This is a genomic window from Bacteroidia bacterium (assembly GCA_020852255.1).
Lineage (GTDB): Bacteria > Bacteroidota > Bacteroidia > JADZBD01 > JADZBD01 > JADZBD01.
This window is the reverse complement of sequence record JADZBD010000015.1, coordinates 19,499-33,387: the sequence shown is the minus strand read 5'-3', so window position 1 is coordinate 33,387 and position 13,889 is coordinate 19,499. Positions and strand designations below refer to the sequence as shown.

Sequence of the window (13,889 nt, the reverse complement as noted above, 5' to 3'; positions counted from 1 at the left end):
AAATTGCCTGCTTCCCCACCATTTTTAAAACCAAATCAAATGATAACAACAGTAAAAAATGAACCGCTGTTTATGAGCTTAGCAGCTTCGGATTCAGGTTCGCCAAAACAGCAGCAGGAGGGTTACATTCCCGGAACTTGCAATATCGGTAAAAAAGAAATTGAGCGTAGAAAAAGAGCTGCTATCTTCAGTTTTACGCTTTGCGTTCTTTTCATTGCCTTCATGCAATGGTATGAGGCGGATAAAATCTGGAAACTCCTTTTATTCATACCTGCGGCTTCGCTTGGCGTAAGTTTCCAACAGTGGTATTTTAAATTTTGCGTGGCTTTCGGAATAAAGGGCGTGTTTAATTTCGGAGACATTGGCAAATCATTTTCAATAGATCAAAAGGAAGATTTCAGGAAAGACCGAATAAAAGCATGGCAAATGATTATTTCGGGTGTCGGGTTTGGACTGCTGGCGGGTTTCTTATACTATCTTTTGCCTGTGTAAATGCAGCAATTATCGTGGGTGAAAGCAACCAAATACATTAATCAATAAATTCAAACAACTATGGAAACAAAACCATTATCAAAAGGCAGAAAAATAACCGCATGGATATTTGTCGGACTAATGTCAGCATTATTCATAATGAGTGCAACCATGAAATTGATGGCAGGTAAGGATGCAGAAATTGCTGTTAACTTTGTCAAATGGGGCTTGGAAGGCAAATTGATGTTAATAGGATTGGGCGAACTCATTGCAGCAATTTTATTTCTAATTCCCCGAACATCATCATTAGGCGTTTTGTTGCTATCTGCGCATTTAGGCGGTTCAATAGCCACACACATGGAGCACGGAGAAATGTACATTCCACAAGCAATAATGCTGTTATTGGTTTGGGTTGCCAACTATTTGCGTAACCCCGAAATGCTGGCGAGTTTTAAAAAGTAATGAATGGAAAAAGTTGCCATTTTCGGTGGAACCGGAAGAACAGGGAAACATCTCGTAGAGCAAGTTGCAGCGAGGGGCATTATACCTATTTGCCTCGTTAGGGAAAAATCCAAAGAAAAAATTACAGAGAGGAAAGCCTTTTCCATTATTGGTTCTCCGTTAGAATATGAAGATGTACTTGCAACCATAGAAGGTTGCGATGCAGTTTTAGTAGCATTGAACATTGCTCGGAAATCCGACTGGCCCTGGGCAAAAGTTGTAACGCCTCCAAACTTGTTAGATATAGCTATGAAAAATATTGTAAAAGCAATGAACGATAGCGGTGTTCGAAGAGTTATAACTGTTTCTGCATGGGGAGTAGGCGATAGTTACAGCGAAGTCAATTGGATGTTTCGTTTCCTCATTAATAAAACAAAGGTTGGCATTGCTTATGCCGGGCATGAGGATCAGGAGAAGGTGCTTCGTCAAAGCGGGCTTGATTGGACGGCAGTTCGCCCGGTCGGACTTACCAACGAGAATTGGCATTCTCCTATAAGAGTGAGTTTTAAAGGAGAAAATAAATTACGGATGACAATTAACAGAAAAGATGTAGCAAAATTTATGCTCGATATTTTGGAGGATAAAAAGTATTTTCAAACAACTCCATCCATTTCTATGGATTGAGCAGGATAAGAAAAAATATTACAAGTATTTGTATCATATCTTCACCTTGCAGAGTTGTCTAAATATTATTTCAGCCGTTTTATTCGCTATAAGACCCGTAGTATCAATTTGAAATTCGCTTTCGTACCTTATATTCTGAACGTCATTATTCAGTTTTCTGCATATTGGAAAATCCCGAAACTCATCATTCGACCGAAGTTCCAGTCTCTTTTTCAACTCCTCGCCCGACACATAAAGGCCGAATATTTTAATGATGAGATTACCATCCAGGTTACGAAGTGTTTCCAGATATTTTTCGATTTTATTTCCGCTAAAGGTATCAACCACGATGACAGGTCTGAAACCATGCTTGAGGAAATCATTCACCAAGCCAGTTGAAACTTGCAACATATTGATATGCTCTTGCTGGTTTTTCCAGTCAACGGAGATCACCATTTGACGGATCGTGTCAACTTCCAGCCGGGCCCCTTTCGGAAAATACCTGGATAAACTTTTTGCGGTTTGCGACTTGCCCGATCCAGGCGCTCCCCGAAGGATTATTATGTCAGTTTTATTCTCCGGCATCAGTTGAAAAGCAGGGATTGAGGCTTATTGCACGACATATTCTTACAGGGTAAATTGCAGGTCTTCATAATTTTTGACACCTCTGTTGATTGCTTGGTGCAGAGGATTTCGATAATATCTTGCCTGGATATGTTACCCAATGGCTCTTTTGCCAAAGGAATCCTCCGATGGTCAAAACACTTTACGACATCTCCATTCGGATAGATGCAAATATTTTTCCGTGCAGCACATGGGGTATCGTTCTCATAATTGACTTGCTCCCCCGAAGCGTTATTCCAATGGCCGCCAAAGTCCTGGTTGAATTGGACGTTGAATTGAAGACCATGCTGTTTACACCAGTCTCTTACTTTTGGTATTTCCTCTGCTGTTTCCTTTGAAAGCACTCCCTGAATTCTGAGTTGATCGCCCAAAATTTGTTTTGCAAGCATGATCTTAGGCATTACAATGCCAAAGTTTTTTCTGCCCCTAAATTCATTCCACTTATCCTTATTTACCGAATCTACCGAAATCACAAGTATATGACCAAGCTCCTTATATCGCGTTAAAAATGCTTCGTCAAGAAATCGTCCATTGGTAACAGTTACCATAGGAACATTCAACGTCTTCGCTTCTTCAGCAATCAGCATTACGTCTTTTTTAAACAGCAATGGTTCACCGCCCGTCAATGTAACCTGATATAAATTGTGATGAAGCCTCTTTAAGCAATTAATAAAGTGAGCAACTATCAAATGCTGGCTTTGCGGTTCCGGCCTTTCCCAGATTCCGCATTTCGGACAGCGGTCATTACAGGCGTTTGTTATCATGTAGATCAGCTCATTCCCCTTGATCCCGTAAAAACGTCTTATAGGGGTTTTATACCATCTGTAAATGCTCCATTCTATTGACTTTAATAGAACCATAGGAATAACCAGGTGAGGTTTCCTCACTCTTTTCACAAATGGCCTGATTTCTCCGAGATAATCGAAGAAGCCATGCGTTAAATTGGGTTGCTTTTTCCTAAGCCGGTAAATCAAACTCATTGTATCATGTTCCCTTTAAAGATCGATTCGGAAGAATCCCACATCAGTACAGTATGCCCCTCGTAAACCGTTGCGCTGGAGCTTTTGTATTTCTTGAATAGCTTAACGAACTTACCGAAACCTGAAATCGAGTTTTTATACCCGTAGTCGTGCCATAGTTTTGCATCGGGACAAAAGCCGATCTTGTATTTGCTGCGTAGCCTCAAACACAAATCAACGTCCTCTCCGGCAGCAGTTGGGAATCTTTCATCAAAGGGAAATTGTTCAGCCGCAAATGCCTTCATGCCGAAATTCAAGGAAGGCATATACCATAGCTCTTTTCTATCCGGCAAAAGCCATTTACCTGCCAGGGTTCCGTTAATGTCATGGTAGTGATCCAGGAATGTGTTCCCCCAGGAATGGGTCATTCCACCTACCGCAGCAAAGTCGGTTTGATCCAGGAATGAAACCATTTGGGCATTCCATTGCTTGTCAAGTATGCAGTCGTGATCGGTGAAAAGAATATGCTGAATGCCGAGCTTCAGGGCGCGGTCAATTCCCGCATTCCTTGCTCTTGCAGGGCCTCCGTTTACACTCAAGATAATGTGTTCGATAAAATCATGTCGAGGGGCATATTTCAAAGGGCTTGCATCGTCAATCAGATAAACCCTCTCGAAGGGTTGATTTTGTTCCCTAACGCTGTTCAGCAGCCTGTTCAGGCAGTCAATGTCCCATTGTGATTTTATATAGCATGGAATGATTAAGGCACTCATTTTACATAACAGTCGAGAAATGTCACAGTTCAGGTGAAGGCAACTGCTTAATTTCCGATTTAATCAGATTTTTATTGATAGGCAATCCATTGAGAATATTTTTAGTAGCGATTTGCAGCCCGCTTGTGTTGCCATGTATGCCATTATAGTGCTGAAATCTCTTTCCCCAACTTTTCATGTGATCTTTATGCTCCTGCATTAGAATTTTGGCAAGCTCCTGTGTTCGGTAAATTGTGTTGTCCATTGAGTTTTTAAAGTCATCGCCCTTGATAAATTCCATAAGATTACGCGACCGCTCTTCGAGCTGTTGCTGGCTAAGATTTAATGTATGTTGCCCCAGCAGGAAATTGCGTAAAACCTGAGCAATGTGAATCGTGCCGTATGGATGGACAACAATTATGTCGTTGTCCACAAAGAATCCTTGTGCATTTTTTCTCGTTGCAAATGTTATTAAAACACCATAACTCGCATTTCGGGACGAGATTGCTCGTTTTGTCTGATGCACGTAATCGGGAAGGAATTTGGTTGTTTTCTTGCACTCGTACAAAATACTTCCGATTTCCTTCGATTTAAAAAATACTCTATGAAAAATGTCACCACCTTTTCCATGATGTTCAATTTTATCTGAAGGAAATTCCTTTTCAAGTTGCTTGACAATTTCCCTTTCAAAATCGTGTCCAGCGGTTTGGGGAGTTGTCCCGTCTTTCAGATGCTTCTCAAGTTCTTTGATCTTTCTGGTTGCCTGCTGTAAATCTTCAGATTGCTTGTTCACAAGTTTTGACAGTCTATCGGCCCTTGATTTCTCTTTCTGCTTTCCTTTTTCAATTCCATCTTTGATTGCAAGCCGCTTTTCCTTTTCCAGTTTTTTCATAGTGGCTTTATGCTCGGCAGCCAATTTCTGTGTCTGTTGTCGCGCTGTTGCCAGTTCCTTTTTTATTTGCTGTTCGGCCTTAGCCTTAGCGTCCCATACCCCAACAATTTCATAATATTTAATTTCTGCCAGGAGTGAACCGCAAAGGGGGCACTTGTGTTTTTTACTTGTCTTTGCCATTGTTATAAGATTAGAGTATTAAAAAAATAGGTTATATGTTAAAAGGCGCTTGAACGGATTTTTCAGAAAAAATCTTTTGTCTTTCTTCAGCAAGAGCGTTAGTAATGCGTTTATCCTCGTGATACCAAAAACCAGGGTGAATAGCCTTATCAGGCTCAACCAACGTACTGAGATATGAAAGCCTTTTCTTGATGTAATCAAATTCCTCCTTTGTAATTGTTTGCTCTTCTTCCTCCACATATTCGACATACTTATAATAAGCATTATGAAGTTTATAGCCCCTGAACTTTGCGTTCGATACCAGCGTTTCAAAATGAAGCAGTCGCTTTAACGCTACTGAAACGGGCACAAGTTTCATATTCTTTACCTCAGTTGGCCGGAATCTATCTACCTCCCGAATAATGCCGTCCTTATCTAAGGCAACTTCATTCGTAGGCATAAGGTCCTTCTTGCGCTTTTTCTTTACCGGATATAAAGACCATTCTCTGTCGATAGTAGATAGGCCGTGTTCCAACCACAATCCAGCATTGTCCAGTATGATGCCCTCCTTTTTTCCCTGAGCTGGCCGCATGACCCGGCCTACCATTTGCAGATAAAGGGAAAGAGACTTCGTGGGTCTTGCAAGAATTACCGCTTCGCACTCTGGAAAATCAAATCCCTCAGTAATAATCTCCACATTGCTGACGACCTTGATAATACCTTTCCTAAAGTCACTCAAAATCGCCTCTCGTTGTTCTTTTGGGGTTTTAGCATCTATGTGTTCAGCTAAAACCCCCGCTTGCTTAAAACGGGAAACCATTTCTTTGCTATGCTCAACATCTACACCGAAAACAATGGTAGACTTTCCCGGACAAATCTCTTGATAGCTTTCAACAATGTCCTTCATAATTGAATTATCAAGCATAACATTTGAAAGCATTCCGGTAACATAGTCGCCCTTGCTCTGCTTTACACTCGATAAATCGGGAGTTGAGCACGAGTAGTGCGTTACCTCCGAGAGATAGCCCCTCTGGATAAAATCATTTATTGACATTGAAACGATCAAGTCGTCAAACAGATCATCAAATCCCTCTCCACTTAATCTATATGGCGTGGCCGTTACACCTAAGAATTTAGCTTCCGGGTAAATCTCCCAGAGCTTCTTGTATGTGGCAGCTTTTGAATGGTGACATTCATCAATAATTATCAAATTCGCTTCAGGATGATCCCTCCTTGAGAGAGTTTGAATGCTCGCCACCTGAACAATTTTTGAATAGTCAACCTTCTGTCCAGCGATAATTTGTCCCACATTAACACCTTTTTTAATCAGCTTTTTGGTTATTTGATCTACCAATTCGATCCGATGCACCACAATCAGCACCTTCCTGTTCTTGTCAAAGCCCATCTTCACAATTTCATTGAAGAGGACAGTTTTTCCGGTCCCGGTGGGCATTTGGAAAAGAACACTTCTTTTTCCCTCCTTCCACTTTTCAAAAATCTTAGCAATACCATTTCTCTGATAGGGTCGCAGTTCTTCACCGGAAACTCTATACGTCTCGGTCGTTATTGCATTCGTAACAACTACTTGCTCCGCTTTGGCTTGTTCTTTCCTTTCTTCTATTATTTGCTTCTGGCCAGCGATATATTCCTGCTCCGAAGCAAGTAGTTTTTCAGCCATATAGACGTTTGGATGAATACTATCCCATCGGTAACAATCCACCTTCCCTTCATCCAAACAAATGATTTTTTTCCAGAGAAGAATTTGAACAAAAGTAGGAGGAACCGAAAATTTTTCGACTACCTTTTCAAGAGTAATAGAAACGAAAGAATCTTTTGGAATAATCCTATGGAGATGGAGCAGGAAGGATAGAAATTTCTGCTTCCTTTGGCGTTCATTAAATTTGTCTGTTTGATTCTCCATGATTTTCCTTGAAGCATATATCTATACATTCTTTAGACTACGTGATTGCTCTGTATAAAATTCTCCAACACAGTATTTTTCATTATTCAATTCGTCAGGTATAAAGGACGTAGTATAAATGACCTGATATGAGTTTTCGGAATGAGTTTCAGCTTCTTTTACGATGATGCGCTGGAAATTTTGTGCGCGCTCTTTTTCTATTCCTTTATCTTCCATGTTGTCGCATAAAATAAATCGAGGGAATCTCATGCGTTCAATTTCTAAGGATGCAAAGAATATCGCATACCTGGCAGATGTTTTTAAATAAAAGCTGGAGCTGGCTGAATATTTTGCCTCCTTATCTGCGATAAAAGCAATGTTGTTACGGTAGTCAATGTGAAATTCCTTAGCTTCAAAAAATTCATCCTGCCTTTTAAGATCATTATTTAACAGATATATACCTTTACCTTCAGTTGCAACATTAATATCTTTCTTGAGTTTTTCCTGTTGCTGTATTAATATCTTAATCGAGTAGTCCAAAGCATCTTGTTCCTGCTCAAGCTCACTCTGTTTTTTGATTAGCCTTTCATATAACTCAGCATTTTCTAAAAGTGTACGGAGCTGAATAATTTCTCCATCAATAAACCCTCGCCCCGTATATAGACTATTTATCTTCTCTTCCCTATAAGAACTTACGTCATTTAGTGCCTGATTAACCTTTTCCTGGATCTGATGTAATTTAATTTGTTCAGAATCAAATGTGCTTTTCAACTCCAGCTCTGAACGTTTCCGTTGCTCTACAATCTTTTTTGATTCTTTTATCTGAAACGAAATTTCCTGCTCAATCTTTCGGGCTTTCGTCACTCCAATCGAATCTTGGACGGGCGTTTTGCATAGCTTACAAATCTCCTTATTATCAATTTTAGGGATTTCACTAAGACATTCTGGACAAAAATCTAACTCAAATGCCCCTAAAAGCTCCCTGGTACTGATAGAACTACTAACTGCTCTCTTTTTGTTCTCAAGGGCATCAATGAAAAGTTCAGTATCTGCAACTTCAAGCGTCAGCTTACTTAAATCATTGGCAAGCTCCTTTATTTTTTTTCTTTGTGCAATCGCTTCCTCATTTAATTTCTCGAATTCCAATTTGGTACTCTTAGCATATCGCACCTGCTTTGCTTTGGTTGATAGGGCAACTATCTCGTTATCTACCTCCTCGATCTCTTTTTCTTTTTGCTCAATTTGAGTCTTAATATTCGCAGGTATCAAGTGGTACGGGTCGGGCGTAAACTTTTTAATAACTTTTATTTCAGTCCGTGTTGTTTCAAGTTCACTACTTACTTCCAATGCACGCTGTTTTTTGTCATATAACTCCTGATTATATACGCCCAGAAGCAATTCTGCAACCGTTTCTCTTGTAAGGGTGGTATCGAATTGTTCGTATAGGAATAAAGAGCTTGTTGGAGAATCCTGATCTACGTAAATAAGACGCAGGAGCTGATGTATGGTAATATTGTTATCTCCTTTTACTACGGGTATATTTAGATTCTCAAAAATTACATTTGAAAAACTTTTTTTATCGGAGGTGCTATTGTAGCCAAAGTAAAGCCAACCTTCCACCGCTTTTTTTGCGTCTTCGTATGGCCCCCAGAAAAAGTATATGCCCTCCTTGTCATTAGCACGGCCCTGCTCATTAAAAGTTAAATGGCGCTTTAAAGTTACCGTAGCTCCATTTAATTCTGTTTCCGCAAAAACGCAATTACATTTACGAGCCTCCTTAACCCACTCATGAAATGCTCCCCCTAAAACATAAAAAATAAAATGGCTTATTGTCGATTTACCGCTACTATTCTCGCCTCGGATAATATTTACACCTTTATGATATTTTTCATCATAAGCGACTTTCCCTTCATTAGAAAGGATGACCAATCGGTTTATGTAAAGGTTGTTATGCATCATATTTGCTTTCTATCAACCCAGTGCGCTGCTTTAATCCGAATTCTCCAGCCAAAGGCATCAAGAAAAAATGTGAGGTCAATAATTTTACTGCATTCGTTTCTTTGTCTGTTAAGACAGGAAGATTCGCAAGCTTTGCACGTAACTCGTTTTTATTAATTACAGAAACTCTATTTAGAGATAGTGTTTCTTTATTGATTACTCCATAGGAAGCAAGGCACTTCATCGCAGTAATTTGATACGGCTGTATTTTCTCAAACATTATACGGCAGTCATTCAGTTCTTCATAGGGATTTTCCTTTTTGACAATATAGTTTCGGATTAACTTTCTTATATCTTCCTCCTCCCTCCGTAATTTAATTTCCGACATTTTGTTTGGGTAGAGTAAGTAGAAGTCCCAAATTCTTAATCTTTCTACCTCCACACTTTCTGATCGATTGAAAAAGTCGAGAAGCCGAAGCAATCGGAATACCGAATGATAAATATCAAATGCCTGTTGATAGACTATCATGATGACCACTTTATATGACAATTACCTGTCAGATAATGAAACATTCCTTCAATTTCTGTTGCGGAAAGCTGCATTATATCATCGCAGCCCTCATCGTGAATCAATTTTAAAATCGGTTGAATTACTTCCGAGGACAAACAGTTTAGTATTTGCTCTTCGGATTCATTATTAGCAATCTTCGGGCGTATGTAGTTGCGATACCTCTCAAGAACAATGGCTAAAATGAAGGCAAATATTTCCTGCGCGGGTTCATAGTTCTGGTATTTTACAAGTTTCTTGTAGAATTCCTGCTTTAACCAGGAAAAGTCATCAAACAAATGGCTCTTGTTTGCTTGCTTTAATTTTTCTTCCAAGCCAATGGTATCTCTGCCATCCGTATATCTTTTTAAATCTTCGGATATTTGGTTAATAGTGTCATTGTTCTCGTATTTTTCGGTAAGTTTCTTGAAAAGGTTGCCCAGCTTTCCTTTACTGCTTAAAACATAGTTGTGGGTCGTGTGCTTTGAATTATCATCACCTCCTACAACTTTGTTATCGCTGCCGCCTACTTCAATATTTTCTTGTTTTTTATTCTCAATCATTTGTTCGCGGAATTATCATCACCTCCAATAACTTTATTTCCTGTTCCACTCATTTTAATGTTCGATTGAAACGATTTTGTGTTTCTTTTCTTCGATATTTTTTTTGAGATTAATGCTCCTCCTGCAAGGACAGTCAAAAGGCCTATTATTGCCAGAATTATTTGCGCGGTTGTACTCATGATGTGGGTTTTACATGAATTGATTCGTAGTTTTTTCTTTGAATCGTAGTACTGGGATTATTTCTTTATTAATCTTGATTTGTATTTAACTTTTTCCTCGGCTACGTGCAGGGCTTTTATTGCCTGTTCCTCGTCTTCCACTTCATACACGATTTTGTCGGATAGCCAGGCAACAACAAGATCGTCTTCATCTACCTTAAAATAACCGGCAAGTTTTATAACCTGCTCCTTTGTGGCCCTGCGTTGCCCGCGTTCGATCTTGCTCAGGATGGCCGGGTCAACATCCAGAAAAGCGGATACAATGCGTAAAGGTATATCCTGGGATTCGCGTAGCTCCCTGATCTGCTCACCGAGACTTTTCATGTTTGAATAGGATTATCTTGACAATTCGTGTCAAAAGTATAGAAACCGAAATTATTTCCAATAATCAGGATGTGCTATTTATCAACAATTTTAAAATGCTCATAATCAGGCATAAATCAATTTTAATAAAATTAAATAGGTCAATTATTTGGTCAATTCAGAAAATATACATTCTTTTGCCGCATAAATGATTCACACCAATTATGGTTGCTACCGAAATACAGATTAACCCTAAAATGGTCGTCCTGGCGCGGGAATCCAGGGCTATGTCGCAGAAGGAATTGGCTGAGAAGCTAAACACTTCTCCGGGCTTTATTTGCAAGATCGAGACGGATAATAAATCAATGCCTGAGCCTACCCTGGAGCGGATGAGCAAGCTGCTCAAATATCCCAGGGAATTCTTTTACCAGGAAGGAGAAGCCTACCTGCCGATGAGCCTGAATTACCGCAAACGGGATCACGTTTCGGCAAAGGTTCTGATGCCTTTGGAGGCTCAACTCAACATTTACAGGCTCAATACTGAAATCATCAGCCATAAGATCAAGCTCCCGGTTCCCAATATCCCTGATTTAGACTTGAAAAAGGTCGGCTCCGAAGAACAGGTAGCGATGCAATTGCGAAAAGCCTGGAAGATGCCGAAAGGCCCTATCACCAACCTTACAGAACTGCTGGAGGCCAATGGGATCATTGTTATTTCTTTCGATTTCGGAACTGAGCGTGTGGATAGCCGTACGATTCTTACCAAAGACAAGCATCCGATCATTGTAGTGAACAAACTGCACCTTGCCGACAGGCAGCGGTTCAGCCTGGCTTATCAGTTGGGCCACCTGGTCATGCACGGCCATACGCTTCCATCACATGACCGGGACATTTCGCACGAGGCAAACCTATTCGCAGCAGGCCTTTTGATGCCCGAAAACGAAATGCGAAAGGAATTTGAAAAAGGCGTTACCATTCCCTTGCTCGGAGAACTGAAGCGCAAATGGAAGGTTTCCATGATCTCGCTCCTGTACCGTGCTGCCGACCTGGGTTTTTTTACTGAGAACCAAAAGAAATACCTGCTTTCGCAATTCAACCAATTAAAAATACGCAGGCGCGAACCCATCGAGTTGGATTTTCCGAAAGAGAAATCCATTTTGATGCGCGACCTGATTACTAAATACAAGAACGTCCATAAATTCACTTCCAAAGAGCTGGCAGCATCGTTGCATCTGGAACTGGAGGAGTTTATGGCCAAATACGCTGAGTAAATATGTAAGTTCCACAAATACCATTTAGTCATGGAGAGTAAAAACAAATTGTTAGAAATTAAGCCCTACACGAAGAAAGAACTGGCGATCATTTACGGAATAAGTCCCCGCTGTTTCTATACCTGGCTCAAAAAAATTGAACCACAGGTAGGCCCTAAAACGGGAAAGTATTACACGCTGAATCAAGTGAGACTAATTATAAAACTGATCGGCCTGCCTGGTACAGTTGGTGAATAATTGCAGAACAGAAAAAGAAAAATAATTATGGCGAAAATTATCAGGGAGGATTATACACCTGCTGACTTCAATTTAATGGTCAATGAATTTCTGTACACGGATCTCCGGGTTTCATTGCCCGCAGAATCATTGACGAACTTAAAAGAACATTTAATAAAGGCCGGGCCATCTTTTCATAGGATGTTTCAATCCTATTTTGAACGGACTGACAACGTGCGCTACGATAACCTCACCCGGAAGATGGAATCCTTTTCAAAGAAGCTGATCCAGTATAATTCCGACTTGCAGGGCGAAGAAAGGAAAGTATTCATTCTTTTCTGGAAAGATATTTCGGAGAAGCTGGAAGCGGACTACATTGAGCTAAAGGATCAATACCTGAAGAATAGCTGCAATTATTTTATTTGGGAGATAAGTAAGCTAACCTGATATGCTGGACGAAAAGCGGCTAATAGCTATCTGGCGGAGCAAGAAAATTGAAGCTCCGTATGAAGAATTTAAGAAGTGGTATGATTCCATAGAGAAAAAATGCTGCTATTGTGGTATTACCGAAGACGAGATCAAATTTCTCCTGGACAAACAGCTTCTCTTTACAAAACGAATTGATACCAGAGGTCGCAGGCTTGAATTTGACAGAAAGCAATCTGAATTACCCTATAACGATCTAAGCAATATTGTTCTCTCCTGTTATTGGTGCAATAACGCCAAAACCGATACCTTTTCTCACGATGAATTTCTTGAGGTTGGCAAAAGTTTCTCCGCCATCTGGAAGAAAAGATTGGAGAACCAATAATTCCTTGCAATTCCATGCAATCCTATGCAGAGCCGTGCAGTTCCATGCAATGCTGTGCGGTTAGGTACAGTTTAGTACCCCAAAATACCATCTGATACATTTCAGTACAGTCTGAGGCTACAATCTACCTCAGTACACACTTCTATACCCTTCCTTCCTCTTTCCGGCAAGCGTCCCATTGCGCTGCCAGACCTTTGGCCTGTCAATCATTTTACCAATGAGAAACACAGGAAAATCAAAAATCACTTACACGAACTGGAAATGTTTTACGCGAACAGGAAATGTTCTGCGTCAACCTGCACGAACTGACATGAACTGGAATCGTGGTCAAAATGCCACCCCATTTTCGCGGTACAGATCACCGAACAATTACGGAACAAATACTGAACAATCAGAAAACAATACAGACAATATGAGAACAATTAAGAACAATTCAAAAATGCGTGTGCATCCGGCAGCGATCCAACTTCTCACGAATGCCACCTGGGATTTCGCGCACAGCATACTGTGGGGTGGTTATCCTTTCAGAAAAGCAGAAGTAGAACTTTCAAAACTCTTTATCCGGGAATACTATGAAGAAATTCCTGCCGAGGAATTCACCGCCACAGCCCATAAGCATTTTACAGCTTACTGCGAAAGAATCCTGCTGGCGAAGGAATACGTGAGCCGCTTTGCTCACCGCTACATCCCTCATCCCTGCATCTGGCTGCATAAGGACAATCCCAAAGGCTTTTCCGGAACGAAGGCATGGTATCTCCGAAACCTCGAAAGACGGAAACAGGCGAGGTTCTGCCAGAGCTGCGAAGAAAATCTCAACCCGATACTCAATCACTTTCACTTCTGCGCTTAAAAACAACTATACATGGAAAAGAATAACAACGAAGAAGCAAAAATGCAGGTTCCAGTAAAGCCTTACACGCTTACGGAGCTTGCGAAAATCTACGGGGTCTGCAACAGGACATTAAAAAAGTGGATCAACGAATTTAAAAATGAAGTGGGTGAAAAGAAAGGCCGCTTTTATACCATTCCGCAGGTGAAGGTCATCTTTCAGAACCTCTGCTTTCCACATACAATGGACCCCAACAAGGATGAAAAACGGTAACACAAACTGGAAATGTTCTACGTGATATGGAAATGTTTTTCACGAACTGACATGAACAT

The 13,889-nt window shown here is 40.5% G+C and carries 18 protein-coding genes; 9 read left to right on the top strand and 9 right to left on the bottom strand.

Features of this window, described 5'->3' with window-relative positions; all coding sequences use genetic code 11:
• The first annotated feature begins 39 nt into the window (after nt 1-39).
• The 3 genes from IT233_07850 to IT233_07840 are packed head-to-tail and all read left to right on the top strand — an operon-like array spanning nt 40 to nt 1,596.
• Entirely contained in the window at nt 40-492 is a 453-nt protein-coding gene (locus IT233_07850) for a hypothetical protein (GenBank protein MCC7302538.1), read from the top strand.
• A 60-nt stretch (nt 493-552) separates the two neighbouring features.
• Complete coding sequence (locus tag IT233_07845; GenBank protein MCC7302537.1) at nt 553-933, top strand: DoxX family protein; 381 nt, start codon at nt 553-555, stop codon at nt 931-933.
• A gap of 3 nt (nt 934-936) precedes the next feature.
• On the top strand, nt 937-1,596 hold the full coding sequence (locus IT233_07840) for an NAD(P)H-binding protein (GenBank protein ID MCC7302536.1): 660 nt from the start codon (nt 937-939) through the stop codon (nt 1,594-1,596).
• Between the two features lie 33 nt (nt 1,597-1,629).
• Here IT233_07840 and IT233_07835 read toward each other — a convergent pair whose 3' ends face one another.
• From IT233_07835 to IT233_07795, 9 genes are all read right to left on the bottom strand, one after another.
• The gene (locus tag IT233_07835; protein MCC7302535.1) at nt 1,630-2,160 is read right to left on the bottom strand and encodes an AAA family ATPase; all 531 of its coding nucleotides are present in this window, start codon (nt 2,158-2,160) and stop codon (nt 1,630-1,632) included.
• Entirely contained in the window at nt 2,160-3,179 is a 1,020-nt protein-coding gene (locus IT233_07830) for a radical SAM protein (protein MCC7302534.1), read from the bottom strand. Before IT233_07830 ends, IT233_07835 begins: the two co-directional genes overlap by 1 nt.
• Nucleotides 3,176-3,931 (bottom strand): glycosyltransferase family 2 protein, encoded by a 756-nt coding sequence (locus IT233_07825; protein MCC7302533.1) that lies wholly within the window; start codon nt 3,929-3,931, stop codon nt 3,176-3,178. Before IT233_07825 ends, IT233_07830 begins: the two co-directional genes overlap by 4 nt.
• A 22-nt stretch (nt 3,932-3,953) precedes the next feature.
• Nucleotides 3,954-4,982: a hypothetical protein gene (locus IT233_07820; GenBank protein MCC7302532.1), complete on the bottom strand. Its 1,029-nt coding sequence runs from the start codon at nt 4,980-4,982 to the stop codon at nt 3,954-3,956.
• A 31-nt stretch (nt 4,983-5,013) separates the two neighbouring features.
• Nucleotides 5,014-6,882, bottom strand: coding sequence for a DEAD/DEAH box helicase (locus IT233_07815; protein ID MCC7302531.1), 1,869 nt, complete (start codon nt 6,880-6,882; stop codon nt 5,014-5,016).
• A 21-nt stretch (nt 6,883-6,903) separates the two neighbouring features.
• Nucleotides 6,904-8,820 (bottom strand): AAA family ATPase, encoded by a 1,917-nt coding sequence (locus IT233_07810; GenBank protein ID MCC7302530.1) that lies wholly within the window; start codon nt 8,818-8,820, stop codon nt 6,904-6,906.
• Complete coding sequence (locus tag IT233_07805) at nt 8,810-9,337, bottom strand: hypothetical protein (GenBank protein MCC7302529.1); 528 nt, start codon at nt 9,335-9,337, stop codon at nt 8,810-8,812. Before IT233_07805 ends, IT233_07810 begins: the two co-directional genes overlap by 11 nt.
• Nucleotides 9,325-9,909, bottom strand: coding sequence for a hypothetical protein (locus tag IT233_07800; protein MCC7302528.1), 585 nt, complete (start codon nt 9,907-9,909; stop codon nt 9,325-9,327). The genes IT233_07805 and IT233_07800 overlap by 13 nt, the downstream gene beginning before the upstream one ends.
• Nucleotides 9,910-10,145: 236 nt before the next feature.
• Entirely contained in the window at nt 10,146-10,451 is a 306-nt protein-coding gene (locus IT233_07795; GenBank protein ID MCC7302527.1) for a helix-turn-helix transcriptional regulator, read from the bottom strand.
• Between the two features lie 203 nt (nt 10,452-10,654).
• Here IT233_07795 and IT233_07790 point away from each other — a divergent pair, with 203 nt between their 5' ends.
• The 6 genes from IT233_07790 (at nt 10,655) to IT233_07765 (ending at nt 13,830) form a co-directional block, all read left to right on the top strand.
• Complete coding sequence (locus IT233_07790; protein MCC7302526.1) at nt 10,655-11,701, top strand: ImmA/IrrE family metallo-endopeptidase; 1,047 nt, start codon at nt 10,655-10,657, stop codon at nt 11,699-11,701.
• A gap of 30 nt (nt 11,702-11,731) precedes the next feature.
• Complete coding sequence (locus tag IT233_07785; GenBank protein MCC7302525.1) at nt 11,732-11,938, top strand: hypothetical protein; 207 nt, start codon at nt 11,732-11,734, stop codon at nt 11,936-11,938.
• Nucleotides 11,939-11,965: 27 nt separating this feature from the next.
• On the top strand, nt 11,966-12,364 hold the full coding sequence (locus tag IT233_07780) for a hypothetical protein (GenBank protein MCC7302524.1): 399 nt from the start codon (nt 11,966-11,968) through the stop codon (nt 12,362-12,364).
• A gap of 1 nt (nt 12,365) precedes the next feature.
• On the top strand, nt 12,366-12,728 hold the full coding sequence (locus IT233_07775) for a hypothetical protein (GenBank protein MCC7302523.1): 363 nt from the start codon (nt 12,366-12,368) through the stop codon (nt 12,726-12,728).
• Between the two features lie 217 nt (nt 12,729-12,945).
• Complete coding sequence (locus IT233_07770; protein ID MCC7302522.1) at nt 12,946-13,578, top strand: hypothetical protein; 633 nt, start codon at nt 12,946-12,948, stop codon at nt 13,576-13,578.
• Nucleotides 13,579-13,590: 12 nt separating this feature from the next.
• A complete protein-coding gene (locus tag IT233_07765) occupies nt 13,591-13,830 on the top strand; it encodes a MerR family transcriptional regulator (GenBank protein ID MCC7302521.1) in 240 nt (79 codons plus the stop codon).
• The last annotated feature ends 59 nt before the right edge of the window (nt 13,831-13,889 follow it).

Bases quoted from the DNA above. Each gene is read 5' to 3' on its own strand.
- IT233_07780 (MCC7302524.1), top strand. From the start codon at position 11,966: ATGGCGAAAATTATCAGGGAGGATTATACACCTGCTGACTTCAATTTA.
- IT233_07810 (MCC7302530.1), bottom strand. From the start codon at position 8,820: ATGATGCATAACAACCTTTACATAAACCGATTGGTCATCCTTTCTAAT.
- IT233_07770 (MCC7302522.1), top strand. From the start codon at position 12,946: ATGAGAAACACAGGAAAATCAAAAATCACTTACACGAACTGGAAATGT.
- IT233_07785 (MCC7302525.1), top strand. From the start codon at position 11,732: ATGGAGAGTAAAAACAAATTGTTAGAAATTAAGCCCTACACGAAGAAA.
- IT233_07790 (MCC7302526.1), top strand. From the start codon at position 10,655: ATGGTTGCTACCGAAATACAGATTAACCCTAAAATGGTCGTCCTGGCG.
- IT233_07800 (MCC7302528.1), bottom strand. From the start codon at position 9,909: ATGATTGAGAATAAAAAACAAGAAAATATTGAAGTAGGCGGCAGCGAT.
- IT233_07835 (MCC7302535.1), bottom strand. From the start codon at position 2,160: ATGCCGGAGAATAAAACTGACATAATAATCCTTCGGGGAGCGCCTGGA.
- IT233_07830 (MCC7302534.1), bottom strand. From the start codon at position 3,179: ATGAGTTTGATTTACCGGCTTAGGAAAAAGCAACCCAATTTAACGCAT.
- IT233_07850 (MCC7302538.1), top strand. From the start codon at position 40: ATGATAACAACAGTAAAAAATGAACCGCTGTTTATGAGCTTAGCAGCT.
- IT233_07775 (MCC7302523.1), top strand. From the start codon at position 12,366: ATGCTGGACGAAAAGCGGCTAATAGCTATCTGGCGGAGCAAGAAAATT.
- IT233_07820 (MCC7302532.1), bottom strand. From the start codon at position 4,982: ATGGCAAAGACAAGTAAAAAACACAAGTGCCCCCTTTGCGGTTCACTC.
- IT233_07765 (MCC7302521.1), top strand. From the start codon at position 13,591: ATGGAAAAGAATAACAACGAAGAAGCAAAAATGCAGGTTCCAGTAAAG.
- IT233_07845 (MCC7302537.1), top strand. From the start codon at position 553: ATGGAAACAAAACCATTATCAAAAGGCAGAAAAATAACCGCATGGATA.
- IT233_07825 (MCC7302533.1), bottom strand. From the start codon at position 3,931: ATGAGTGCCTTAATCATTCCATGCTATATAAAATCACAATGGGACATT.
- IT233_07840 (MCC7302536.1), top strand. From the start codon at position 937: ATGGAAAAAGTTGCCATTTTCGGTGGAACCGGAAGAACAGGGAAACAT.
- IT233_07815 (MCC7302531.1), bottom strand. From the start codon at position 6,882: ATGGAGAATCAAACAGACAAATTTAATGAACGCCAAAGGAAGCAGAAA.
- IT233_07795 (MCC7302527.1), bottom strand. From the start codon at position 10,451: ATGAAAAGTCTCGGTGAGCAGATCAGGGAGCTACGCGAATCCCAGGAT.